Annotated in this window: 21 protein-coding genes; 8 read left to right on the plus strand and 13 right to left on the minus strand. The window is 62.2% G+C overall.

What is annotated here, in order from left to right:
• Positions 1 to 32: 32 nt before the first annotated feature.
• The 3 genes from NKH60_RS05180 to NKH60_RS05190 form a co-directional block, all read right to left on the minus strand.
• Positions 33 to 707: a LuxR C-terminal-related transcriptional regulator gene (locus NKH60_RS05180; protein ID WP_352682605.1), complete on the minus strand. Its 675-nt coding sequence runs from the start codon at positions 705 to 707 to the stop codon at positions 33 to 35.
• Positions 704 to 2,206: a sensor histidine kinase gene (locus tag NKH60_RS05185; RefSeq protein WP_352871387.1), complete on the minus strand. Its 1,503-nt coding sequence runs from the start codon at positions 2,204 to 2,206 to the stop codon at positions 704 to 706. Before NKH60_RS05185 ends, NKH60_RS05180 begins: the two co-directional genes overlap by 4 nt.
• 88 nt (positions 2,207 to 2,294) lie before the next feature.
• Complete coding sequence (locus NKH60_RS05190) at positions 2,295 to 3,812, minus strand: S10 family peptidase (RefSeq protein WP_352833839.1); 1,518 nt, start codon at positions 3,810 to 3,812, stop codon at positions 2,295 to 2,297.
• Positions 3,813 to 4,092: 280 nt separating this feature from the next.
• On the opposite strand from NKH60_RS05190, the gene NKH60_RS05195 reads away from it, so the two are divergent.
• The gene (locus NKH60_RS05195; RefSeq protein WP_352833836.1) at positions 4,093 to 4,590 is read left to right on the plus strand and encodes a hypothetical protein; all 498 of its coding nucleotides are present in this window, start codon (positions 4,093 to 4,095) and stop codon (positions 4,588 to 4,590) included.
• 109 nt (positions 4,591 to 4,699) lie between these two features.
• Here NKH60_RS05195 and NKH60_RS05200 read toward each other — a convergent pair whose 3' ends face one another.
• Positions 4,700 to 6,034: a four-carbon acid sugar kinase family protein gene (locus NKH60_RS05200; RefSeq protein WP_352833833.1), complete on the minus strand. Its 1,335-nt coding sequence runs from the start codon at positions 6,032 to 6,034 to the stop codon at positions 4,700 to 4,702.
• A gap of 4 nt (positions 6,035 to 6,038) precedes the next feature.
• On the minus strand, positions 6,039 to 7,313 hold the full coding sequence (gene oiaX / locus NKH60_RS05205) for a 3-oxo-isoapionate-4-phosphate decarboxylase OiaX (protein ID WP_352833831.1): 1,275 nt from the start codon (positions 7,311 to 7,313) through the stop codon (positions 6,039 to 6,041).
• Positions 7,314 to 7,496: 183 nt separating this feature from the next.
• Here oiaX and NKH60_RS05210 point away from each other — a divergent pair, with 183 nt between their 5' ends.
• Both NKH60_RS05210 and NKH60_RS05215 read left to right on the plus strand, forming a co-directional pair.
• Complete coding sequence (locus tag NKH60_RS05210) at positions 7,497 to 8,210, plus strand: transcriptional regulator NanR (RefSeq protein WP_352577753.1); 714 nt, start codon at positions 7,497 to 7,499, stop codon at positions 8,208 to 8,210.
• 304 nt (positions 8,211 to 8,514) lie between these two features.
• A complete protein-coding gene (locus NKH60_RS05215; protein WP_352814269.1) occupies positions 8,515 to 9,483 on the plus strand; it encodes a GlxA family transcriptional regulator in 969 nt (322 codons plus the stop codon).
• Between the two features lie 76 nt (positions 9,484 to 9,559).
• On the opposite strand, the gene apnL is transcribed toward NKH60_RS05215, so the two are convergent.
• The 7 genes from apnL to NKH60_RS05250 form a co-directional block, all read right to left on the minus strand.
• Positions 9,560 to 11,467 carry a D-apionate lactonase gene (gene apnL, locus NKH60_RS05220; RefSeq protein WP_352871391.1) on the minus strand — a complete coding sequence of 636 codons (1,908 nt, stop codon included), beginning with the start codon at positions 11,465 to 11,467 and terminating at the stop codon, positions 9,560 to 9,562.
• A complete protein-coding gene (locus tag NKH60_RS05225; RefSeq protein WP_352682593.1) occupies positions 11,464 to 12,498 on the minus strand; it encodes a Gfo/Idh/MocA family protein in 1,035 nt (344 codons plus the stop codon). The genes apnL and NKH60_RS05225 overlap by 4 nt, the downstream gene beginning before the upstream one ends.
• A 1-nt stretch (position 12,499) precedes the next feature.
• Complete coding sequence (locus NKH60_RS05230; RefSeq protein WP_023675478.1) at positions 12,500 to 13,564, minus strand: ABC transporter permease; 1,065 nt, start codon at positions 13,562 to 13,564, stop codon at positions 12,500 to 12,502.
• Positions 13,561 to 15,105 (minus strand): sugar ABC transporter ATP-binding protein, encoded by a 1,545-nt coding sequence (locus NKH60_RS05235; RefSeq protein ID WP_352469590.1) that lies wholly within the window; start codon positions 15,103 to 15,105, stop codon positions 13,561 to 13,563. The genes NKH60_RS05230 and NKH60_RS05235 overlap by 4 nt, the downstream gene beginning before the upstream one ends.
• Positions 15,102 to 15,755, minus strand: a complete 654-nt coding sequence (locus NKH60_RS05240; RefSeq protein ID WP_352833825.1) for a DUF2291 family protein — start codon at positions 15,753 to 15,755, stop codon at positions 15,102 to 15,104. The genes NKH60_RS05235 and NKH60_RS05240 overlap by 4 nt, the downstream gene beginning before the upstream one ends.
• 113 nt (positions 15,756 to 15,868) lie before the next feature.
• Entirely contained in the window at positions 15,869 to 16,810 is a 942-nt protein-coding gene (locus NKH60_RS05245; RefSeq protein ID WP_352833822.1) for a D-ribose ABC transporter substrate-binding protein, read from the minus strand.
• Between the two features lie 265 nt (positions 16,811 to 17,075).
• Entirely contained in the window at positions 17,076 to 17,903 is an 828-nt protein-coding gene (locus NKH60_RS05250) for a phosphogluconate dehydrogenase C-terminal domain-containing protein (protein ID WP_352833819.1), read from the minus strand.
• A gap of 341 nt (positions 17,904 to 18,244) precedes the next feature.
• Between NKH60_RS05250 and NKH60_RS05255 the strand changes: the two genes are divergently transcribed.
• The 3 genes from NKH60_RS05255 to NKH60_RS05265 all read left to right on the plus strand — a co-directional run bounded on the left by NKH60_RS05255 (position 18,245) and on the right by NKH60_RS05265 (position 20,749).
• Positions 18,245 to 18,919, plus strand: coding sequence for a DUF2161 domain-containing phosphodiesterase (locus NKH60_RS05255; protein ID WP_352454118.1), 675 nt, complete (start codon positions 18,245 to 18,247; stop codon positions 18,917 to 18,919).
• 147 nt (positions 18,920 to 19,066) lie between these two features.
• Positions 19,067 to 19,492, plus strand: coding sequence for a hypothetical protein (locus NKH60_RS05260; RefSeq protein WP_023675471.1), 426 nt, complete (start codon positions 19,067 to 19,069; stop codon positions 19,490 to 19,492).
• A gap of 66 nt (positions 19,493 to 19,558) precedes the next feature.
• On the plus strand, positions 19,559 to 20,749 hold the full coding sequence (locus tag NKH60_RS05265) for an NADH-quinone oxidoreductase subunit D (RefSeq protein WP_352833816.1): 1,191 nt from the start codon (positions 19,559 to 19,561) through the stop codon (positions 20,747 to 20,749).
• A gap of 287 nt (positions 20,750 to 21,036) precedes the next feature.
• On the opposite strand, the gene NKH60_RS05270 is transcribed toward NKH60_RS05265, so the two are convergent.
• Positions 21,037 to 21,468, minus strand: a complete 432-nt coding sequence (locus NKH60_RS05270; RefSeq protein WP_023675469.1) for a hypothetical protein — start codon at positions 21,466 to 21,468, stop codon at positions 21,037 to 21,039.
• Between the two features lie 268 nt (positions 21,469 to 21,736).
• On the opposite strand from NKH60_RS05270, the gene NKH60_RS05275 reads away from it, so the two are divergent.
• Both NKH60_RS05275 and NKH60_RS05280 read left to right on the plus strand, forming a co-directional pair.
• On the plus strand, positions 21,737 to 22,912 hold the full coding sequence (locus NKH60_RS05275; protein WP_352833814.1) for an HlyD family secretion protein: 1,176 nt from the start codon (positions 21,737 to 21,739) through the stop codon (positions 22,910 to 22,912).
• Complete coding sequence (locus NKH60_RS05280; protein ID WP_352833811.1) at positions 22,909 to 24,522, plus strand: DHA2 family efflux MFS transporter permease subunit; 1,614 nt, start codon at positions 22,909 to 22,911, stop codon at positions 24,520 to 24,522. The genes NKH60_RS05275 and NKH60_RS05280 overlap by 4 nt, the downstream gene beginning before the upstream one ends.
• Positions 24,523 to 24,530 lie beyond the last annotated feature (8 nt).

The following is a 24,530-nucleotide window of genomic DNA, read 5'->3' on the forward strand; positions in this document are numbered from 1 at the left end:
TTCACATGGCCGCGCCGTGCGGCAATTTCGGCTCAAGCATGATCGCGAACAGGCGGATGCCGGTGCTCAGTCGCATCGCGCAAGGTCATGGCGGCTTCGGTCCTGTTGCTGACGTTGAGCTTGGCCAGGATTCGCGTCATGTGGTGCTTTATCGTCTTTTCATGCAGGTTCAGCCGAAGCCCGATCCGTTTGTTGCTCAGTCCCGCGGCAACCAGCGTCAGGATCTCCCTTTCACGGCTGGTGAGGTCGGCAAGTCCGTCAGCTTTCGCCGGCTCTTTTGATTGAGCTGACAGATCGGCCAACAGGCGCGCCGACAATTGTGGACAGACATATCGTTCGCCCGACGCTACCGTGCGCAGGATCGCAGCCAACGTCCTCGACCCGACCCCCTTCAGAACATAGCCCCTGGCCCCGCTCTGCAACGCGGTCATCACGTGCTGGTTTTCTTCCGAAACGGTCAGCATCACAATTTTCAGTGCCGGATGCCGCTCAAGGGCCGGTCCGATCACGCCAAGGCCACCTCCAGGAACCGAGATGTCCATCAGCAGAATGTCGGGCCGCTGGTCTTCGATTATCCGCAGGGCATCGTCTCTGCTGCTTCCTTCACCGACGATCTCGAACCCGCCGATCTGATCGAGCGTGCGCACAACGCCTTCCCTGAACAGCGGGTGGTCGTCGACGATGGCGAGCTTGATGGCTACTGTCATGTCTGCCCCATTTCAACGATGTTGAGGGCCATTCTTACGACTGTGCCACTCTGTGAGGAAGTCACGGTAAACTGGCCCCCGAGGCTTTCCACACGCTCGCGCAGCCCTACGAGTCCCAGCCTCTCGGGACGCACGATTTGCGGGTCAAAGCCGGCGCCGGCGTCGGCCACTTCGATACAAACGCGCTCGCCGTCGAAATGTTTCTCGACCGACTGACCTTCACCTCCGGCATGACGGAATCCATTGTTCAGCGCCTCCTGGACGAAGCGGAAGATGCAGATCTTGGCCGCCGGCGACAATGGCGCATGGCCGCCGGTCATCGATAGCATCACTTTGACGCCGGTTCGTTCTTCGTGCGCCCGTACGGCAAGCTGGAGAATTTCACCCAGTTCGGCATGCTCGATATGCGGCAGGACAAGGCCCTTGCTGATGCTCCTGATCTCGCGCATGGCATCGTCCAGATGTGCTTTGATGGCCAGCAATTCCTGTGCACGCTTCGATTGCGGCGTAGCGGGATCGGCAATGACGGGGCTGTCGATCCCCAGCGCCGCGAGAGCAACCAATTGCGCCGGGCCATCGTGCAAGTCCGCACCGATGCGCCTGAGATAGCGTTCGTTAAGTGCGGTGGCACGCTGCGAGGCACGCTGCACCCGCAGCCTCAACAGTCTGTTTTGCGCAAGCAGATCGGAAAGCTCGGCAATGCGCTGCTTCAACGAGCGGCTCTGCGAACTGATCATGCGGCTGCCACGGAACACGATTGCCGACAGCCCGAGAAAGAAGGCCGCTGTGACGGCGGCAACGTCCAGCCAGGTTCGAATGAGTGCCTGATGCAGGTTTCTTTCAAAATCAGTGGCGACCTCGTAGAATTCTGAAACGGCCACCACTTCCCCTGACCATGGCTGCAGCACCGGATTGTAGATCTCGAGAAGATGCAAGCCGCTGGCCCTTTCGGCCTCGCTGTCCGAATCGTCCAGCTTGTCGAACTCCGAGACCATTTGGCCTGCGAATGCCGCCCGGAGATTGTCGCTGGGTTCAAAGCGCTTGCCGATCAATGTCTTGTCGGTCGAATACAGGATGGTTCCGTCGCGACGCCAGAGCTTGAAGGATTCGAGCCTTGTGCCGAGTGCCCCTTGTCCCAGCGTTTCATCGAGCGCGTGGGCGACGCTCTCGTCGAGCACTTCGCTCTTGCGCATATCCGGAAGCAGCGGCGCGATAACGCTGTCCACGTAAAGAGCCGTCGCGGAAGCCGAATTCTGCGTGACCACGGTTTCTATATGGTTCGTGACGGAAATCCCCACCACCACCATGGCTGACAGGGAAAATAGACCGCCCGCGAGCAGGAACTGCGTTGCCAGCGACAGCGCGTTCCAACGGTCAACAAGGCTTGTCAGCCTGTGTGGCTTGGTGTTCCGAATGGCCCGCTCGGCAGCACGCCGCACCAGTGGCGCGATTCTGGAGAGCCGGCTAATCCGTTGTCGAACGTCGCTGAAAGACGCCATCCTAGGTGTGTAACCGATCAATCGCGATGGAACTAGGGCCTGATGAGAGGGCGAACAGCGTATCCGGCGCTTTTTTGGGCAAACCGTCTCATTGCGTCGTTCGGTAAAGCTCGGACGCGGCCTGCTTCAGTGCCGCCCGTCCATCCGGCCTCAGATACATCATGTGCCCGCCCTCCAGCACCTCGGTGCGAATGGGCTTTGCGCCGGCAAGCGAAGGAATTTGACCAAGCAGGTAGCGCGAGCCCATGTACGGCGTCACCAGGTCGCTGTAGCCGTTGACGATCAGCACGCCGAGGCTGGGGTTTAGCACGCGCGCTTGTTGAAGGTCGTCCATGACACCCGCATAGCCCTGACGCGTCGCGCTCGTCCCATAGTCCCAATTGCCGCTGACTTCACGGTTGAGAAGCCGATAGCTGATATCCGTGCGGAAGTTCAATTCATCACGCACATAGCCGACGAAAGCGGAGGTGAGCGCCGGCACGCTTCGGTCGAGCACCGGATCGGGACCCTCGACTCCCAGGCTCTCTGGCGCCACGTCCGCAGTCGCGATGTTGCCGTCATAGGCGCTGAGAACATTGCCCTTTGCCCGTGCAAACTCCTTGGCGAACAGCCCTATGGGAATGCGTGCAAAGTGCCGCTGGACGAGATCGAGCGGCAGACCGGTGATTGCGGCGACACGCTGGCTCGCCAGGCGTCCACCCTGCTCCAGCCCACCGGCCAGCGCGGCCAGATAATCGCCGAGCGCATAGCGTTCGACTTCCGCCAGCCGCTCCTGCAGGGCGGGGCCGGAAACACCTTCGCTGTGTAGGCGCACTGCCGCCAGCGACGGCAGTTCCAGCGCCCAGTGGAGCGGCTGGAACTCGTCCGGGCGCACCAGCGTGAATTCGAGCGCCGGCGAAATCAGCACGACGCCACTCGGGCTGATGCCGATGTCTTCCTGAAGCTTCCTGGCGAGCAATGCTGCTCGAAAGCCGCCATAGCTTTCGCCAGCCAGGAAGACAGGCGATGCCATACGGTTCGTCTGCGCCAGATAGAGCCGGATAAACGCGCCTATCGACGCGGCGTCCTGGCTGATGCCCCAGAAGCTGTGTGCTTCCGTGCCGGGCGCTTCACGGCTGTAACCGGTTCCGACAGGGTCCACAAAGACCAGGTCGGTCATGTCGAGCCAGGTGTCGGGGTTATCGAACAGCCTCTGCGGCGACGGCAGGAAACTTCCATCGGCCGCTGTCGCCAGAACCCGCGGACCGAGCGCGCCGAGATGGAGATAGGCGGAAGCTGCTCCCGGACCGCCATTGAACACGAAGGTGATCGGGCGACGCGGATCCGGTCCCGTTTCTTTCCCTGCGTGCAGAGCATAGGCGACATAGAAAATCTCGGCGGTGATATCGCCTTTGCCGGACGGCAATGACAGCGTGCCGGCCTTGGCCTCGTAATCGAGCGTGCGTCCGGCAATGACGATCGAATGATCGGAAGTCTGCGGCGGTGGCAGGAGCGAGAGAACCCCGCCTGTGGGCGGCGGCCGCTGGGCCGTCTCCGCATGACCGACCCCAGTTCCGGCAACCAACAGCAGAAGAGCGAGGGCGATTTCTTGCAGCTTGATAGGCATGACGTCTCCGGGAGCAATTTGGCTGGAAACTAGCACACCGTCGGCCGAACCAAAGTCACAGCACCGTGCGCCAGTACATCTGACAAGAAGGGGTCGGATTTGGAAATCCGATGCCCAGGCGGAAGATAGGGCGCGAGGGTCACGGCGGCAGCCTAACCTCTTCCAGCAGATGCGTGCGGCGGAATGGCGGACCAACGACTTCGTGAATTTTCTGCCGGTTGACTCGATTGGCCCACTTCCTAGGTTGGCATTCGGGGCTCCCGTGCAATCCGAAGTTGGTATGACATCTTTCCACACCCGAAAGCTTGCCCTTCTCCTTCTATCGGCAAGCGCCGCCATCCTGTCTTCCTGCGTCATGCCCGACGACACGTCGAGCACTGCGAAGGAAGACGCCACGGCGGCGGCAGCCCGCAGGGAGATGGTCGGCCTTAGCGAGGCGGACGTTCGAATGTGCGCCGGCTTTCCTACCGCCACTGCCGATGTCGGCAAATCCGGCCAGATCTGGACCTATCAGCGCGTCGTTCAACGCGGCAATCTCAACATTGTCGTTCCGACCGTGGCCATTGGCCCCGTCCCGGCGCTGGGGGGTTCCGTCAACGTCGCCCCCGGCGGCTATTGCAACACGCAAATTCGAATGGTTGACGGTCATGTTGCCAAGGTTGCCTACGCCGGCGACAACAACCTGCCGAACAACCGCGATGCGCTCTGTGTCAGCACTGTAGACGCCTGTGTCGCCTACGCCCGTCAGTATCATCCAGGCAGGACAATGGGCAGATAGCGTGATGAGTGGCATTGCCGCTGATCTGAACGCCTGAGATTTCTGGTTTGCCGGCTAGTATCCTCGATCCCGATCGAGCATCACCGATTTGACCTGACATTCCCCGCTGTCAACCGCCGACCCCATCGCGAATAGTGGAGAAATAGCGGTCGGTTCCGACTTGCCCGCCCTTGAGGGCAATTTCCAGCCCATCGATCGCCTTAATGCTTGAATGCGCCACACAAAGTGGCGAGCCCGGCGATGCCGGCAGCGGCATTCGCACAGTCAGCGCGTCGACGCCCATCTGGCCAAGTGCATGGCTCGACGTGTCGCCGCCGGCGATGACCACGCGCAGTAGCTTCTCTTGAAGCGTCAGTTCGCGGAGAACCTCGCCAAGGCCGTGGCCGAGCTTATGGCGGGCGCCTTCCCGGAGATCGATTTCTGCACCGCGGTCGGCCGCAGGCCCGAGCGCGGTGTAGAGGATGACGCTGCGCCCGGCCCGTAGGCTGGAGCGGCCGGTTGCCACCGCGCGCGCAATCGCGTCGTTCGAAGCCTCAGAAACCAGTTCGACTGGGTCGAGCTCGATCCCGTCGAAGCCGTCGGCCAGAGCATGACGGATCTGTCGTTCCGTCGTCGGCGAGCAGCTCCCCGAGACCACGGCGATCCTGTCGGCAGCGCCCGGCGGCGAAAAGGCGGATTTGGTATCCACGATCCGGCTCGCTGCCCATTCGACCAGCAAGGCATATTCGATGCCTGAAGAGCCGACGACGAAATAACCGCCCGGCTTGCGAGCGCGCCAAATCTCCTTGCCGGCAAGTGCCTGGGTTTCCAGGCTATCGACATCGACAAGCACAATACCTGAGCCATTCTCCACAAGCCGGTCGAATGCTTTCGACCGCGACGCAGACTGCAGCGTCGCCAGGTCGACCAGGCCCGAGGCGAGGCTGGTCTGGCGCGACAGATGGATCAGCAGGTCGGATTCGTCCATCGGCGTGGTCGGATGGCGGCTCATCACGGGATGGCGGTCGATGCGGAAATATTTTTCGCGATAGGCCGCGAACAGATGACCGAAGGCGGTGTAGCGCTTCAGCTGCGGCGCGCCGACCACCAGCGGCACGCCCTCTTGCCGGAAAACCGAGCGGCCGATTTCGATCGCCCGGCCGATGCTGCCGATTGCCGGGCTGGAATCGAAGGTCGAGCAGACCTTGTAGTGGCAGATCTCGGCGTTGACGGTCTTCAGCCAGGCGAAGGCATCTCGCAGATGCGTGTCCATCCACTGCGGCGTCTCGCTGCGGCTGGTGCCGGCCAGCCCAAGGGCGCGGCAATGCGCAAATTGCGAAAGCAGCGCCTCGTCCGGCTGGCGCATGAACAGGACGGTCGGCACGCCGCCGAGCTCGAGCGCCTCCATAACGTCGGTCGAGCCGGTCAGGTCGTCGCCATAGTAACTCAGAAGCAGGTTTTGCATGGCGTCAGGCCGCCTCGCCGCCGCCGAACTTCTCGATCGACCTCGCCAACTCGACATGGCTCAAGGCATAATCCGCCAACGAAATGTCCTGGACCGCCGCCTGCCAGGCCTGCTGCACGGCGCGCAGGCCGGCGCCCGGCCCGTCCGGGTGGCTGACGATGCCACCGCCGCAGAGATAGAGAAGATCGACCGTCCGGCCGGTTCGCTGGAAGGTTTCAGGCGCCTGCCCGCCCCACTGGCCGGAGCCGGCGACCGGCAATGCGCAATCGGCCGGCGAAAAGATCGGCGTGGTCACCGCCTTGAAGGATTCGACGAAGGACCAGTCGGGTTCCCAGTATTTTGAGGCGATGCCGTTGATCTGGAACTGGTCGACGCCGAGCAGGCGCCAGAACTGCTGCCAGACCTTGAAATCCATGCCAAGGCCGGGATGACGGGTGAGAATGTCCCAGCCATTGCGGTGGGCATGGAGCACAAGGCTGGAGCGTTTTCGGAGGTAAGCCATGCCACCAAAGCCGATCGAATTGATGTTGACCACGGCGCAATTGCCGCCGGCCTTTGCCACCAGATCGTGGTTTCGCATCATCTCGTCGGGATCGGCATGTGAAATGCCGAAGGCATACATGACCTTCTTACCGGTCTTCTGCTCGTGGTCGAGGATCAGCGGCATGATTGCCCTCACCCGCTCCGACAGCGGCGAATAGGCCGGGCTCATCAGCTTCTCGTCGTCCTTGATGAAGTCGACGCCGGCCGCAATCAGCTCTTGCACCATTGCGGCCGTCTCGTACGGGCGGAGTCCCAGCGCCGGCTTGACGATGGTCCCGATGATCGGACGATCTGCGACACCGGTCAGCCTGCGGCTGCCCGTGACGCCGAATTGCGGGCCCGGATGCGCGCCCCGGTACTCCTCGGGTAGCTTCATGTCGACGACACGGATGCCGGACAGGCCCTTGATCGAAAAGGTGCCGCCGATGGCGATGGTCATCAGCGCCGACAGGTCGGTGCCGATGGCGTCCAGCGGAAAGGCGATATCGATGTCGGCGCGCTTGACCGGGCCGTTGCGTGCTTCGGGGCTTGCTCCGGAACCGGTTTCGGGAAGGGACGGCCGGTCCGCGTCCGGCAGATGCCGTATCGCCAGGACTCGCGCTGCGACCCTGGCCTTGAGCTCTTCGGTCTCGCCGGCCAGCGCGACGAAGGTTCCGGTCGACTGGTCGCTTGCAATCTTGGCCGCCAGCGCCTCGATATTGCCGGGCGTTTCGATGCGATAGGTAAGAACAATCATATTCGCGCGGCCTGCCGGGGAGGTTTCGAAAAAGGTTCCTTGGCCCTCGAAATCTGGTATAATGAGTACATAAGCATTGCAAGCCCTATCCGGCTTGGCGGTAAGGGCGAGCCGGCAGCAGGCGTTCCGGAATTCACGGCGGAAATGCTAGATAGGGGCCGGTCAAAGGAGTGATTCGCGACGATGAACCGTTCGGAGCCGATCGTCCGGCGCAAGCTTTCCGACGAAGTATTCTTGAGACTGAAGCGCCTGATCACCGGCGGCGAATTGCTGCCGGGTGACGACATGCCATCGGAGCGCGAATTGATGGAGCGCTTCGAGGTCGGCAGGCCGGCGATCCGCGAGGCAATGCAGGCGTTGAGCAATATGGGCCTCGTCGCGATCTCGCATGGCGAGCGGGCGAAAGTGCTGCAGCTGACCGCCAAGTCGATCATCAAACAGGTCGACGGCGCCGCCAAGATCATCCTGTCGTCGTCGAAGGACACGCTCGAGCACCTCAAGAACGCACGCATCTTCTTCGAGCGCGGCATGGTCAAGGAAGCTGCAGAAAAGGCCACAGCCGAGGACGTGCAGCGGCTGCGGGAAACGGTCGCCGAGCAGCGCAGCCATCGTGGCAACTCGGAAGCCTTCATATCCGCCGACATGAAATTCCACACACAGATCGCGGCAATATCCGGTAACCCGATCTATGTCGCCGTCAGCGAGGCAATGCTAGGCTGGCTAAAGGAATACCACACCGAAATGCTGATCTGGACCGGCAAGGAAAAGTTCACGCTGACCGAGCACGAAGAGATCGTCGGACGCATCGAAGCCAAGGATGCGGATGGCGCCGAGAAGGCGATGATCAAGCACCTCGAACGCTCGCGCGCGCTCTACGTGATGAATTCCGGCAACTGAAAATCAAGTGCAGGTCCCGACCGGCGTCGCGGTCGGACCTTCTCGGCCTACTGGCTGACCACAGATCAGCCTGAGCCCGGACCGACGCAGTTTTATGTTGCCGTCTGAATCCGGTGTATGTGCCGCGTTGTTTTCATTCAACGATTTCAGCATTTGCATCTTCCCAGCCATGGATTTCCGCGGCCCGCTTTCGTCAGCAAGCCCGCATAGGCCCTCCTGGAGGCGCCGCGCTTGTTCTGGGATTGGCAATTCTTGCAAAGACTATGCTAGGCTTGCCACCCGAGAACGACACTGGAGTACCGCAATGGCTGACAGGGGCCTCCACGTTGTGATCTGGCTGCCGTCGAATTTCTATTCGGCCGTCGTCTCGACGCTCGTGGAAATGTTTCAGCTTGTGAATGACGTCTGCCGTTCGCAGGTTCTCTCCTGTGAGTTCGTTTCAAGGAGCGCGCCGTCGGCATCGAGCACAGGAATTTCCTTCCCGACAAAGGCTCAACCATCCCGGAAAATGGATGTCCTGATTCTCATTGCCATGCCGGGTGTCGAGATTCCGGAGCTTCTGCGCTCGCTCGACGAGGAGAGTGAGCATTCAAAACCGCTGATCGCGCTCGCGCAGCAGCAGGACGCAATCATCGCAGCACATTGCGGCGCGTGTTATCTGCTCGCCACTTCGGGATTGTTGGACGGCAAGCGCGCAACGATATCCTGGTGGCTGAAGAACGAGGCAAGCCGCCGGTTTCCGCAAGTGCGATGGGACGCTTCCCGCCTGCTCATTCGCCAGGACCGCCTTTACACATGTGGAGGCGGGTTTTCCGGACTCGAACTCGCCAGGGCTTTGCTGATCGATCTGGGCTTCGAGAAGGAAGAGCGGATCATTCGAAAACTTCTGGTTCTTCCTCCGCCGCGCAAATTCCAGAGTCCCTACGAATTTCCTCTCGACAAAATTTCGAACGACGCCAGCCCATTCGAGAACAAGCTGCGCGAGCTCTCGAACGACAAGATGTCAGAAATCGATTTGAAATTTCTTGCAACCGAATTGGCGATGTCTTCGCGAACCCTGTCTCGCAGGTTTTTCGACGAACTCCAGACAACGCCGGGAAAATGGATCCAGGAAAGGCGGCTGGAGTTGGCAAGGTCCATGCTTGAGGAAACGAAACTGAGCGTCTCAGAAATCTGCTATCGGGTGGGATATCAGGACGTCGCTTCGTTCAGCCGTCTTTTTTCCAAGACAACTGGAATGGCGCCTGGCGAGTTTCGAAAGCAAGTCCGGTGACAAGTCGGCAGCGGAAGTGCTGCGGCTACGGGCAACCGCTGCGGAACTGCGGCGATTCATGAACCCCGGCGTAACTTCAGCCAATCCGGACGATTGCGTAGGGCGTCATGACAAGACGGTCTCGGCCCGACGCGTCGCGCTGAATCTGGCGTGACGTTCGTCCATCCCAGATATTCAGAAAACCCTGATCGGAACCGAGCCCGGAAACATCGACTGGAAGGTCGTCCGGAGTAAGGTTCGCCAGCCAGACGATGATCTTGCCTGTCTGGGAGTGGCCGGCCAGTGCCAGCACCCGCGTCTCATCGATCGTTGTCGCCGCCACATGCGCATGGCCGGCCAGATCGCAAAGTCCTTTCACCGCGTGGAAAATCGGCCGGGGTGTACCTTCTTTGACAGGTTCGCCCGACGAGGCCAGCACGCCGAATGGTCCGGTGAAGCTGCAGAGCGTCAGCATTTCAAGCCCGGCCGGCGCAACGCGCGCGGCATAGCCGATCGTCCATGCGGCCCCGAACAGCCCGGCATGGCGAGGGTCGCGGTTGGCCATGGCAATGCGCTGACCGTCGGGATTAGCCTTGGTCGCGCCGCCATAAGGGTTCTGGCGCATGGCAATGGTCGACGGCCCGATCCGATAAGGTATTGTTCCGAAGATCGTTCGTACTGACGCCGTGATGAAAGGTAACGCCTCCAGCGATTGCATGACGCTGAGATCGTCGGCGGCGTGCACGATCGGGCAGGTGCAATGCGTGACGAAATCGAGCGGGTCGGCCGGCACACGCTTGCGATTGAGTTCGGTGAAATAGCTGAACATGCCGCCGCCGAGGCGGCTGTCGGGAAAGGCGCGCCGCGTCGCGGCGTAGACGTCTTCGAGCGGCGGGCATTGCGGCCATGCGCTGCCCGGCGGCGTCGACTGCCGGTCGACCGAGGGCGAGACGGCAATGGCCGAAAGCTTGAGCCCGGCCTGGCGCACCCTGTCGGCGACGCCTGAAAGCTCGGCGTCGAGATCGCCGTCGCCGGCAATGACACATTCGAGCGTTGTCCGGACCGGATAGGCGGCGGCGAGCCGGGCGTAGGATCGCAAGGCGTCGAGCCCATGGCCACGCGTCGGGTCGTAGTGGAACATCAATTGCTGCGGACCAAGCTCGCACAGCATCGGTAGCTTGCCCAGCGCCGCCTCGACCTCATCCGGGTAGATGATCACGCCAACATCCGGCAGCGCCGGTCCGGCTTGGCCGAGCGTGACGCGAACTGGGTCCGCGATTGCCGCAGCGGTCGGCACTTTCCCGCGACCCTCTATCCGCAAACTAGTGGTCTGGCTGAAGGTCTTGCCGGCAGGCAGCACATAGGGCCATGGCAGCGCGAGCGGCCGGACATAGGTCTTGTAGGAGGCATCCGACCAGTTGCGCTGGTCCTCCATCTCGAAAATGTCGCCTTGCATCCGGCATTCGGCGGTGACGCCCGGCCGGACCTCATGGGTGATCGCCCGCAGATCCTTGAAAGGCTGCCAGGGATCGATCAGCTCTGGAAGCCGCGTCGCGACAACGCTGCCATCGGTATGCTCGACCGTGACCGGGCTGCCGGCCAGCCCGGCAATTGGATGCAGGATGCAGAAGCCGCAGCGATTGGTCTCGAAATCGTTGTCGGGAAGAGCGCTCACGTCGAAGATCAGCTGGCCATCGGCCGAGCCCTTGATGGTCGCACGGAAGTCGAGCCGGCTTCCCTCTGGTCCGAAGCAACCTGCCGAATAGCTGACGAAGAAAGCGTCATCGCCCTGGTCGATGATTAAATCGGTGAGCGCCGGCTCGTAGGTGCCCCAGTCGCGATCCCTGACGATGAAGGCGACGGCGCGCAGAACCTCGGTGCCGCCATGCCGGATGGTGCGCAGATTGCCGTTGACGAAGTCCGCCGTCAGCGCGCCGGCGCGCAGCCTGACCGGTTCGGCTTCAACGGCACGTGTGCCGTAGAGGAGGAAGGCGTCGGCTGTCATTTCAGCAAGGCGTCGAGTTGCACCGGCTCCCGGCTTGCGGCGCCAGCGTACGCAGCCTCGACCAGCGCTAATGTCTTGAGGTTGTCCGCGCCCGAGGTCGCGGGCTCGGTTCCCTTGGTCAGGCAGTCGACCCAATGCTTTTGAATGGCGACGACGCTTTCCTGGATGTTGTGCCACGGCCGTGATGCCCAGGCCAGCAGCGGTGGCGAGACGTCGCTCACAGCTGTCCCGCTCCTGCCGGTGACGGTGAGCCGGTAGCCCTGCGCCAGCCGGATCGTGCCGTCGCTGCCGTCGATCTCGATCAGCGTCTCCGGAAACGGCTCGGTAGCGAGCTTGCTCGCGTAGCTGCAGTCGACCACGGAAGTGGCGCCGCCCGTGTGGTCCATCAGCATCGTCGCAACGTCCTCGCCGGCAATGCCGGGATTGATGCGCGCCGTTCGCGCAGTGACGGTCGAGACGTCGCCCAGCAGGAAGCGGGCGATATCGAGGATGTGGATACCCAGATCCTCGATGATGAAGCGCTTTCCCGTCGCCAGATAAGGCTGGCCGGAAAACACGTCATAGGCAGAGCGGAACGAGATCCGTCCGAAAAAGGGGGTGCCGATTTCGCCGCTGTCGAGCACGGTACGCACCGCCTGGATCGGAGACTGCCAGCGAAAATTCTCATGCACCATCAGCGGCACGCCGGCGTCAGCACAGGCCTTTACCATCGCCTTGGCGTCGGCAAGCGTCGGCGCAAACGGTTTTTGGCAGATTGCCGAAACGCCGTGCTGCGCCGCCATCTCCACGAGCATTCTGTGGCTTGGTGCGGTGGTGGCGATGTCGACGAAATCCAGCCTTTCGCCGGCAAACAGCGCCGCCGCGTCGGTATAGCGCCGTGCGACCCCGAACTGGTCGCCAATGATCCGTAGCCGGTCCGGATCGCGGTCGCAGATGGCGGTGATCGAGGCGCCCTCTATGTCGCGCCAGGCATGCATCTGGTTGATGGCAAAGAAGCCGCAGCCGATCAGCGCTCCACGCAGTTCCGCCATGTCAGCCGGCCTTTGCCATCTGCATCAGCGTGACACGGCTCTGCAGCCGGCGCTGTGCCTGGTCGACGACGACGGCGACGATGATGACGAGGCCCTTGATCACCATCTGCCAGAACGAACTCACTCCCATCATCACCAGCCCGTCCGAAAGGATGCCGATTACGAAGGCGCCGACAATGGTGCCGCCGATCGTGCCGCGACCGCCCGACATCGAGGTGCCGCCGAGCACCGCCGCGGCAATGGCGTTGAGCTCGAAGCTCTCTCCGGTCGCCGGATGCGAGGCCATTAGTTCGGACGAGATGATCAGCCCGACGATCGCCGCGCAGAAGCCGGAGAACATGTAGACGAACATCTTCACCATATTGACGCGGACGCCCGAAATCCGCGCCGCCCGTTCATTGCCACCAACCGCGAAGATGTGGCGGCCGAGCGGGGTGTATTTGGCGAGATAGGCCGCCCCTAGCGCAACGACGAGCAAAATCCAGAGCGCGACCGGCAGGCCGAGCAACCGGCCGGCGCCGAGAAAGCCGAATCCGGTAGTGCCGAGCTCCGGCTTGCCGACGAGATTGGGGAAGGTGCGCCCGTCGGACGACAGCAGCGCCAGGCCGCGCGCGACATAGAGCACGCCGAGCGTGGCGATGAACGGCGCAACGTTGAGCCTGGTGATCAGCAAGCCGTTGACGGCGCCGATCAATATGCCGACGGCAAGCGTGATCAGCGCGATCTCGAAGACGTTGAAATAGATGGTATAGCCGACCTGCAGGTCGATGCCGTTGAGCACGAGATAGCCGGCCACCATGCCGCACAGGCCGACGATCGAGCCGACCGACAGGTCGATGCCGCCGGTGATGATGACGAAGGTCATGCCCATTGCGAGGAATGCGTTCAGCGCCACATGCTTCGACATCAGGATAAGATTGGCGGCCGATAGGAAATTGGGGGCGGCTATCGAGAAGAATAACAGCACGGCGATCAGCGCGATGAACGTCCTCGCCTTCATCAGCGTCAGCAGGACCGAGCCGCCCGACATGGAGTTGACCGCCGCCTTGGCTGGGATGTCAGTCATGCGTCTTGCTCTCCGTGCGGGACCGGTCCGTGGCCGAAGGCGGAGGCAGCGACGAGTGCGGCCTCCGTCGCCTCGGCGCGGTCGAACATGCCGGTCAGTTTTCCATTGCTCATCACCGCGATGCGGTCGGACAACGCCATCACTTCGTCGAGATCGGAGGTGGCAAACAGAATCCCTAGGCCGTCGCGCGACAGCTTGCGCATGGTGCGGAACACGTCGGCCTTGGCGCCGACGTCGATGCCGCGGCTGGGCTCGTCCATCAACAGCACCTTCGGCCCGGTGAGCAGCGCCTTGCCGATCACCACCTTCTGCTGGTTGCCGCCTGACAGGGACGAGACTTCCTGCGCCGGATCGGCGACCTTGATCGCCAGTTCGCGCACTGTCCGGGCCACCGCCTGTCTTTCGGCGGCACCGCGAATGTGGAACAGGCGCACGAACCGCGACAGGCTGGCCAGCGTCAGATTGCTGGCGACGGAGAGGATCGACACCAGCCCTTCGCGCTGGCGGTCTTCGGGGATCAGCGCCAGGCCGCGCCGGATGCGCCGCGTCGTGTCGCGCTCGTGCACTTTTTTGCCGGCAATGAATATCGTGCCCGTCGAATGGCCGTGGCGGCCCATGATGCAATCGAACAGCTCGCTGCGTCCGGCGCCCATCAGGCCATAGATGCCGAGGATTTCGCCGGCGCGCAGCGACAGCGAGACGTGGTCGACCGCAAGCCCGCCGGTGACGCGCGGCAGGCAGATATCCTCGGCGCGGAATATTTCCTCGCCCGGCACATGGCCGTCGGCCTTGGCGAAGTCCTTGGCGTCCGAGCCGATCATCTGCCGCACGATCCACTGGGTGTCGACGTCTTTCATCTCCGCCTGGCCGGTGATGCGGCCGTCGCGCAGCACCGTGATGGTGTCGCCGATGCGGATCAGTTCCTCGAGCCGGTGCGAGATGTAGACGATTGCCACGCCGCGTGCCTTGAGGTCGGCAATCACCTTGAACAGGATCTCGACTTCCGCCGCGCTGAGCGCCGAGGTCGGTTCATCCATGATCAGGATGCGCGCATCGAGCGAAACCGCCTTGGCGATCTCGACCAGCTGCTGCTGGCCGATGCGCAGATCCTCGACCAGCATGTCGGGCCGGATGCCGGCTTCCAGGCGTTCAAGGAACTCCGCCGCGCGGCGCTCCTGCTCCTTGCGGTCGATCTTGCGGAAGCGGTTGGTGATCTCGCGGGTGGCGAAAATATTTTCGGCGACAGTCAGATTGCCGAACAGATTCAGCTCCTGGAAAACCATGCCGATGCCGCGGCTCACGGCATCCCCGGAAGACGAGAATGAAACCTCCTCGCCGTCCAGCAGGATGCGCCCGAGCGTCGGTTGCTCGACGCCGGCGATGATCTTCATCAGCGTCGATTTGCCGGCTCCGTTTTCGCCGACCAGCACGTTGACCGCGCCTTTGCGCACCTCGAAATTCGCCCGCTTGACCGCGACGGTGCCGGAATAGACTTTCGAGACGTCCTCCAGCTTCAGGATGACATCTTGATCGCCGCTCATGACTTCGGCCCGATCTTTGCCTCCGCCGGCGTCACCAGCGGCAGGTCCTGGCCACTGCCCGGCGTATAGGCGCCAAGTACCTCGACGCTGCGGCCCTCGAGTGCCTCGCGCGGCAGCTTGGAAAGCACGGTCTTGTCGGCATAGGCGTTGAAAGCCTTGCCGAACTGGGCGAAGTCGATCTGGTTGGTGAAATCGTTGAACTGGATGAAGTCGAGGCTGTCGCGCAGCGCGGTTCCGCGCATTGCGGGTCCGATCTGCACCCGCGCGTCCGCCTTGCCGTCGCCGTCGGCATCGACGTCCATCGTCGCCGCGCGTGACTGTGTGTTGGCTGCCACGACCTTGCCCTCGAGCCGAACGGCGAAGGTCCATGGCGAATTCGCCTGCTTCTTCGGGTTGCCGTATTTGGCGCCGGCAGCGGCGGGATCGGTCTTGGCCAAGGTGTGAACCTCGGCAAACGGCCCGGCCTTCTGCTGCAGATAGGGTATGACTTTCGCCGCCCAGATGTCCTCGACCATCTTGTCGGGATCGAATGCGGAGCCAGTGCCGCCGTTTTCCGCCGACGGCGTCGGCAGGATCTTGCAGGCGGTCAGGCTGCCTATTGCTGCGAGGAACAACGCGACAAAGATCGGCCGGGTCAGCGTGTTGAACATGTCGGCTCGTTCGGCATGGCGGTCAGGAGCACCCAGAGAAATGGAGGCAAGGGCGAAATGGAAGCAAGGGACGAACCGGAGGCTCGTCCCTTGCTGCTTGATGTTACGCCGGCTCAGTTGGTGAGCGCGAACGTCTCCAGCTTGGCGGCATTGTCGCCATTGACCAGGACGCAGTCCATCAGCTGCTTTTCCTCAGCCGGGGACTTCTTGTTCTTGATGAAGTCGTTGGCCTGCTCGACCGCCATCTGCGCCTGCGCGAAGGCCGGCTGCAGGACTGTCGCCTTGATGCCGCCGGAGGTGATCGAGTCGCGCACGTCGTTCGACCCGTCGAAGCCGACGACGATGACGTCCTTGCGGCCGGCAGCGGCAAGTGCCGCATGAGCGCCCATCGCCATCGTGTCGTTGCCGGAGATCACGCCCTTGATATCGGGATTGGCCTGGAGGATCGATTCCATCTTTGAATAGGCCTCGGTCTGGCTCCAATTGGCCGACTGCTGCGCCACCATCTTCAGGTCCGGATAGTCGTCGATGACGTCGTGGTAACCCTTGGAGCGGATGCCGGCATTGGTGTCGGATTCCTTGCCGACGAGCTCGACGAAATTACCCTTCTCGCCCATCAGCTTGACGAATTCCTGCGCGCCGAGCTGGGCGCCCTGATAATTGTTGGAGACGATCTGCGCGACGGCAACGCCGGCGGCATTGATCTCGCGATCGATCAGGAAGGAAGGAACGCCTGCGTCCTTGGCCTTCTGCACCGCGGCGACGGTGGCGTCGGCGCCGGCATTGTCGAGGATGATCGCCTTGGCGCCGCGGCCAATCGCCGTGTCGATCAATTCGGACTGCTTGTTGGCGTCGTCGTCATGGACGAGCACCAACGCCTCGTACCCGAGTTCCTTGGCCTTCGCCTCCGCGCCGACAGCTTCCGCCTTGAAGAACGGATTGTCATGCGAGGGCGTGATGATGGCGATCAAATCCGCCGCATAGGCGGGTGCGGCGGTGCCAAGCGCCAGCATGCCGGCAAAAGCCGCAAGCGTCATTCTGCGTGTCAGTTTCATGTATTCCTCCCGTTGAAAATCCGTGCCTTATCCCAAGGCTATATGCATTCGATTTCGTTAGCCGGTCGTAGGCGGCGGGTCGCGTCAGATTCACAAGCCCTTGGCCGGCTTCACCTCGACGGATCGCTCCCCCTATCCTCCACTCATCCAGCGCCTGATCCTGCTGCGAAGCTTGACGGTCCGATCCATCGAACAGCTAAGCCAACTGGTATAATGAGTCAATGACAATTTCAGGTGACATGTTCCGGAGAACGCGTTGCTGCCCTCAAGTGATGCGCTGAATGCTCGCGGCAATCTCCTCCGGCTCGAACACCCGCTTCCAGTCGTCGCGCATCAGCACCGGCTTGCCGAACTCTATCGCCTTGTTGCAGGCGTCGGAGAACACGCCTTTGGTCTCGCCGAAGATGACGGCGCCAAGCACGTTCATATGACCAAGCAGGAAGTCGAGCGCCGCCTGCTTGTCGACCCCGCGCGCCACCACCTCGTCAACGGCCTCCTTCATGACGACGAGCAGCGAGGCGCATACCGTTTCCGAAAGGCCGGGCTCGAGCAGCGCCATCTGATCGACGGTGACGCGATGCGAGCGCATGACCGGGGCCCAGATGATCTTGGCGATCGCCTCACCCTTGGCGAAATCCTCCTCCGGTCCCTGCATCAAGGCGCTGACCATGTGTTGCTTGGCCTTGACGCCGCCGAAATAGTCCTTCTTCGCCGCCATGTCGGTCTCATCGTTGAAGATCGGCGGATGGCACGGGTGAGTGACGAAATACGTCAGGTCCGACCGCTTCGGCAAATGCCCGGCGAAAGGTGCCGCGGCGTCGAGCACGACGACCATCGTGCCTGATGCAAGCTTGCTCTCGATGTTCGCCGCGACCTTGCCGATATGCGTGTCCGGCACCGCCAGGATCACCACATCGGCGCCATCAAGCGCCTCATCGGCGCTGACGGCATCGATGCCGAGGCCCGACTTAAGCCGCTCGCGGCCGGCGTCGCTGACCTCGACATGGCGTATCGTATAGGGAGATCCGCGAAAATTGGTCGACAGACGGTAACCCATTTTGCCGCCCGCACCAAACAGCGCAATCGTTGTCATGTGTCCGTTACTCCTGAATTCCAACGATGGCCCTGCCGATCGTCATCCCATTGACTTGTATGCACATTGCCGCCGGTTGGCGGATTAGAGAACGCAGGGGAGCCGCCGCTCAAATGACGATGCCATGGACGATGTCTCGGGCGCCCGGATGTCCAGCACAGCGCAGCTACGCGGAGCATGCTACCTCAGGTACACATTATACCAGCATACCAAATTGGCAAGCGGCCATGGCACGGCTCTGACCACTTGTTTGGCCGTCGTTTACCTCCTGTTCAACGGCAAGGAGCGATCATCGCGCTGAACCGCCGATCGGCGGGATGATTCGCAGCCGACAAAGGCCCATGCTCGAAACGTCACTCTACAGCCCGGTCAAGGCCTTCCTGGAAGGCCTGGGTTTCATGGTCAAGGGCGAGATCGGCGGCTGCGATCTGCTGGCGCTGAGTGCCGACTCTCCGCCGATCGTCGTCATCTGCGAGCTGAAGCTGAAGTTCAACCTCGAACTGGTGCTCCAGGGCGTCGACCGTATGGCGGCGAGCGACGAGGTCTGGCTAGCGGCATGCATGTCGGCCCGTGGCAAGGGCCGTGAGAGCGATGTGAGATACCGCAATCTCTGCCGTCGGCTCGGCTTTGGCCTGCTTGGCGTGCGACCGAACGGCGAGGTTCAGGTGCTGCTCAGCCCGACGGCATTGGCTCCGCGTCGCGATCCCCGGCGCCGCTCGAAGCTGATCGATGAACATCGGCGTCGGCAGGGCGATCCTGTCGCCGGCGGCGGCTCGCGTGCGCCGATCATGACCGCTTATCGCCAGCAGGCGCTGGCATGCGCCGCAGCCCTCGCCGACGGCCCAAAGCGGCCGCGTGACTTGAAGCCCAACCTGCCGAACGCGCCTAAGATCCTGCTGCACAATGTGTATCGCTGGTTCGCGCGCACCGATCGCGGGATCTATGAACTGACCGCTCAGGGCCGTGAGGCGTTGCAGCGCTGGCCGCAGCCCGATCGCAGCCACACCGCTGCCTGAGACAGGCAACGCCGGATTTCGCGCCCTGCTTTCCGCGCCAATCACGGCTTTCGGCAAGACATCACCTCGGTCACGGAACCATATTTCGACACGATGGTTTTGTCGTCACCGAATTGATCGTCCGCTGAGCAAACGGAAGGAACGGCTATGCGCCTATCGACGACAATTGCCACACTTTCGGCACTGGCCCTTGCCTCGCCGGTCTATGCGCAATCCGTGGGACCAGAGCTTGCCCCTGTCCCGCCGACGGCCCCGCAAACCCTGCCAGAGCAAGCCACGCCCGAAGGGACCACTCCCGACCAGACTACACCTGACCAAGCCTTCTCCGCCCAGAATTTCACCGCAGTGACAATCGTGGCGATGGAGGATCTGCCTCCTGACATCAAGGCACAGGCGGAGGCCGTCGTCACCCAGACCAGCGCCGAGGATTTGCGCATCCTGCAAAGTTCGATCGACGCATCGCCGCAGGCGGCATCGGCGCTGGCGGCGAACGGGCTTAATTCCACGCAGGTCGTGGCGGCCAATATCGACGGCGACGGCACGCTGACGCTGATCATCCAGACGACGACGTGAGCGGCTGAAAGCGGACAAGCCGGCTCCGGCACGGAAACGAAGGCCGCCCGATCGCGGAGGACTGTCATGGCCGAGGCTGCAGTTCGCAACTTCACCATCAATTTCGGGCCACAACATCCCTCCGCTCACGGCGTCCTGCGGCTGGTGCTCGAACTCGACGGCGAGATCGTGGAACGCGCCGATCCCCACATCGGCCTGCTGCATCGCGGCACCGAAAAGCTCATCGAGTACAAGAACTACCTGCAGGCCTTGCCCTATTTCGACCGGCTCGACTACGTCGCGCCGATGAACCAGGAGCATGCATTCTGTCTCGCCGCCGAGAAGCTCCTCGAAATATCGGTGCCGAAACGCGGACAGCTCATCCGCGTGCTTTTCTGCGAAATAGGCCGGCTGTTATCGCACCTCCTCAACGTCACCACGCAAGCCATGGACATCGGCGCGTTGACGCCGCCGCTCTGGGGTTTCGCCGAGCGCGAGAAGCTGATGGTCTTTTATGAGCGCGCGTCCGGCGCCCGCATGCACGCGAATTATTTCAGGGTCGGCGGCGTGCATCAGGATCTGCCGCCGGAACTCCTCGACGACATCTGGAAGTTCTGCGATCCGTTCCTCAAGGTCTGCCACAATCTCGAAGAGCTGTTGACCGAGAACCGCATCTTCAAGCAGCGCAATGTCGATGTCGGGGTGATCGGCCTCGATGATGCCTGGGCCTGGGGCTTTTCCGGGGTGATGGTACGCGGATCGGGCGCGTCCTGGGACCTGCGCAAGGCGCAGCCATACGAATGCTATTCGGAGATGGATTTCGATATTCCGGTCGGCAAGCATGGCGACTGCTACGACCGCTATCTCGTACGCATGGAGGAAATGCGCCAGTCGGTCCGGATCATGCGGCAATGCCTGGAAAAGTTGCGCTCACCCGAAGGCCAGGGACCGGTCGCGATTCCGAACCACAAGATCACGCCGCCGCCGCGTGCCACGATGAAGCGCTCGATGGAAGCGACGATCCACCACTTCAAACTTTATACCGAAGGCATTCGCGTGCCGAGCGGTGAAGTCTATGCCGCCGTCGAGGCGCCGAAGGGTGAATTCGGCGTCTACCTCGTGTCGGACGGGGGCAACGTTCCCTACCGATGCAAGATCCGCGCACCTTCCTTCGCCCACCTGCAGGCGATGGATTTCCTGTCCCGAGGCCATATGATCGCCGATGTTGCCGCGATCATCGGCTCGCTCGACATCGTGTTCGGAGAAATCGATCGCTAGTTAGCCAGGTCGCAGGATCTTCCCCGATCGCAGAATCATTTGTGTCGTTAGTAGCCGCGCAGGCAGGCCTGGACGGCGCTCGGCCGCCGGCCAGACGAAGGCCCTCACCTGCGGCGGGCCAGCTCAAATTCTCACATCAAAGACGGACGCATGGCCGCGACAAGGCGCAGCCAAGCGTCGAGGAGTTTCACAATCTGCGCGGCCCGACGGCGCACGAGCCCTTCCAAGTTCGGAAGCGCTCTCCACGACGCGGAAAGAACGCGTGTTCCGCCGTTCCCCGTACCGCCTCAATGCACGATCAAGCCCTTCATCCAGGCAACAAATCTGTTGCCGCGAACTATCCCGCGCACCCTGGCAGCGGCCCATCTCGCTTGCATCGTAGCGCCGACATGGCAATGGCAGACGATTTGGTGCAACTGCCGGTCGCTCAGTTCGAAGAAGCGCTTTGCCTCACCATAGGTATCATCGCTGAGGCCCATGGCACGCAGAACCGGATCCTCGAAGGCGACAGTGAGCGGCGTCCCAGCGCCACGCGATCTGTCACGCGCTTCCCTGTTCATATATTCGGTGCCTGGAAGCGCCCCAAGGCATCGCGTCGGATTTTGTTCGAGAAGTTCCGCCCAACGTTCAATCCGCTGGGTTCGAGTCATCGCCGGATACGCCGCGAAGGACTCAACTTCCGCGACGGCCTGCAGTTGGTCGAGTGTTTGATGTTTCATGGTCGGCTCCTGTCGACAGGTGAATTCGCCCACGCCTACATGAGCAATTATCGCGCCACGGAGCGCTGACAAGGCCGGACCGCCGCAACATGAGGCGTACAGATCACCTGCCCGGTGAAGCGGCGCTCGAATTCCGACGCGCCCCCGCCTGTGTTCGATGTCGACCCGTTAACCGAACCCGTTTCCGGACAGGAACTTTTGCGGAAGCTTGCCGTTTGGCTTTGCGTCCGCTTCGGCGGCTGCAATATCAGTCTTGAAAGCAATTCCGTTGGACACGAAGCCTCAACGCGTCGAGCAAGACGTCGAGCCTGTAAATGAAACCCGGGAGCAACCGGCCCCGGTTCGAGAATCTCGTGAGCGATCGGCAGAGCCCCGGCAGGAAAAACCCGACGGGAATGCCTCGCAACGAAAGGCCGGTCTGCTCGGCTTTCCCAGGCGCCATCCCTATGCGGCCGCAGCCATCGCGCTTGCGCTGTTGCTCGTCGCGGCAGGCATCGCGATCTGGTGGCTGAACGCTCGCCAGTACGAATCGACCGACGACGCCTTCATAGATGCGCGCACAGTGACGATCGGTGCGCAAATAGCCGGCCGCCTTACCGAGCTGGCGGTTACCGACAATCAGGATGTACAGGCGGGCGATGTCCTCCTGCGTATCGACGACAGCGACTATCAGGCAAACCTGAAGCAGGCCGACGCCGGCGTCACCGCGGCCGAGGCCGAAATCGTCAATGTCGCCGCCCAGATCGAGGCTCAAAACGCAAAGGTAAACGCTGCCCAGAGGCAGGTTGCACAGGCCAAGGCAGCGCTGGATTTCGCCAAGGCCGAGGATCAACGCAATCGCGAACTCCTGGCCAGGGGCACAGCAACGCAGCAGCAGGCGCAGCAGGCGGCATCGACGCTGCGTCAGGACCAGGCCGCGCTGGACAGCGCCGAGGCCAATGTCGCCTCCGCAAAAAGCCAGGTTTCGGTCTTGCAGGCACAGGCCAGGAGCGCCGAGGCGCAGCTCGAGCAGGCAAAGGCCAGCCAGGAGCAAGCCCGCACGACGCTGTCGCGCACGACTATCACAGCACCCGCAGCCGGGCGCGCAACGAGCATTTCCGCCGCTAAGGGCACCTACGCCCAACCCGGCCAGGTATTGATGATGTTCGTTCCCGACGAGGTCTGGGTGAAGGCCAATTTCAAGGAGACGCAGCTCGATCTGATGCGGCAGGGACAGCCGGTCGATATCGACATCGACGCCTACCCGGGCAAGTCCTTTCATGGCCGCGTCGACAGCATCCAGGCCGGCAGCGGCACCGCCTTCAGCCTCCTGCCGGCCGAAAATGCCACCGGCAATTACGTCAAGGTGGTGCAGCGCGTGCCGGTCAAGATCGTCTTCGACAAGCCGCCGGATGTGCTTCTCGGGCCAGGCCTGTCGGTGGTGCCGACGGTCAAGGTGCGATGAACGGCGAAACCGCCAGAAATCAGGGCGAAAGCCGATCCGCCGCCGGGACACACAATCCGTGGCTCATCGCCGTCGTCGTCTCCATCGCCACTTTCATGCTGGTGCTGGACACCTCGATCGCCAATGTCGCCCTGCGCAACATCGCCGGCAGCCTGGCGGCCGGAATGGATGAAAGCACCTGGGTGATTACCACCTATCTCGTTGCCAACTCGGTGATCATTCCGGTCAGCGGCTGGCTGGCAAGCGTCATCGGCCGAAAGCGCTACTACATGCTCTGCGTTGCGACCTTCACCGTCGCGTCGCTGCTGTGCGGACTGGCGCCCAACCTGGAACTGCTCATCCTGTTCAGGGTCCTTCAGGGCCTCGGCGGCGGCGGCATGGCGCCAAGCGAGCAATCGATCCTTGCCGACACTTTTCCGCCTGAAAAGCGCTCGCAGGCCTTCGCGCTTTACGGCATTGCCGTCATCGTCGCACCGACGGTCGGGCCGACGATCGGCGGCTGGCTGACCGACCATTTCTCCTGGCACTGGATCTTCTTCATCAACGTGCCGTTCGGCATCCTGTCGCTGGCCCTGGTGCAATGGCTGTTGGTCGAACCGGACGTACTCGAACGCGAACGCAAGGAACGGCTGAAGGGCGGCCTGAAGATCGACGGGATCGGGTTCGTCCTGGTGGCGACGGCCTTGGGGTGCCTGGAGATTTTCCTCGACCGGGGCCAGCGCTACGATTGGTTCGCCTCGGATTTCATCACCACTTTCGCAGTGATTTCCGCGATCGCGTTCCTGCTGCTTATCCCATGGGAGCTCAGTCGCAGCGATCCGGTCGTCGACATGCGTCTATTGTTCACGCGCCAGTTCGGCACGGCCTTCCTGGTCATGATGGCGGTCGGTGCTATCCTGTTCAGCACCACCCAGATCGTGCCGCAGCTGCAGCAGACGACATTTGCCTACACCGCGACGCTCTCGGGCCTTTCGATGATGCCGGGCGGCATCGCCATGCTGATCTTGATGCCGGTGTCCGGATTTGTAGGCAGCATCGTGCAGCCCAAATACCTGATCATGATGGGCATGTCGGTGGTCGCAGTGGCCCTCTGGCATATGACCTCGCTCACCCCGGACGCCAGCTTCCGCTTCTTTGCCTTTGCCCGTGTTTTCCTGATGGTCGGGCTGCCGTTCCTGTTCATTCCCATCTCGACCGCGGCCTATGTCGGCCTGCCCCCGCAGAAGACCAACCAGGCATCGGCGCTGATCAACGTTGCACGCAATATCGGCGGCAGCATCGGCGTCTCGCTGTCCAACACCGTCATTGCGCAAAGCTCCCAGATCCATCAATCGAATCTGGTCGGCAACACCGTGCAGTCGTCGCCCGCCTATCAGCAGGCGCTTCGGCAGGCGACCGAGCATTTCGTCGCCCAGGGTTCGCCGATGGTCGAGGCGAAGCAGCAGGCGATCGGCTGGCTTGGCCAGTTGATCGCCCGCCAGGCCACGCTGCTCGCCTATGTCGATGTCTTCCGCTACTGCGCGGTGGCAACCGCCCTGCTCGTTCCGCTTGCTCTGCTGCTGCGATCAAGCAAGTCGGGCAGCAGACAGGCGAATCCGGAGATGGGCTGACCAGAAGG

Source organism: Mesorhizobium sp. M1006 (assembly GCF_040318825.1).
In the GTDB taxonomy this organism is placed as follows: domain Bacteria; phylum Pseudomonadota; class Alphaproteobacteria; order Rhizobiales; family Rhizobiaceae; genus Mesorhizobium.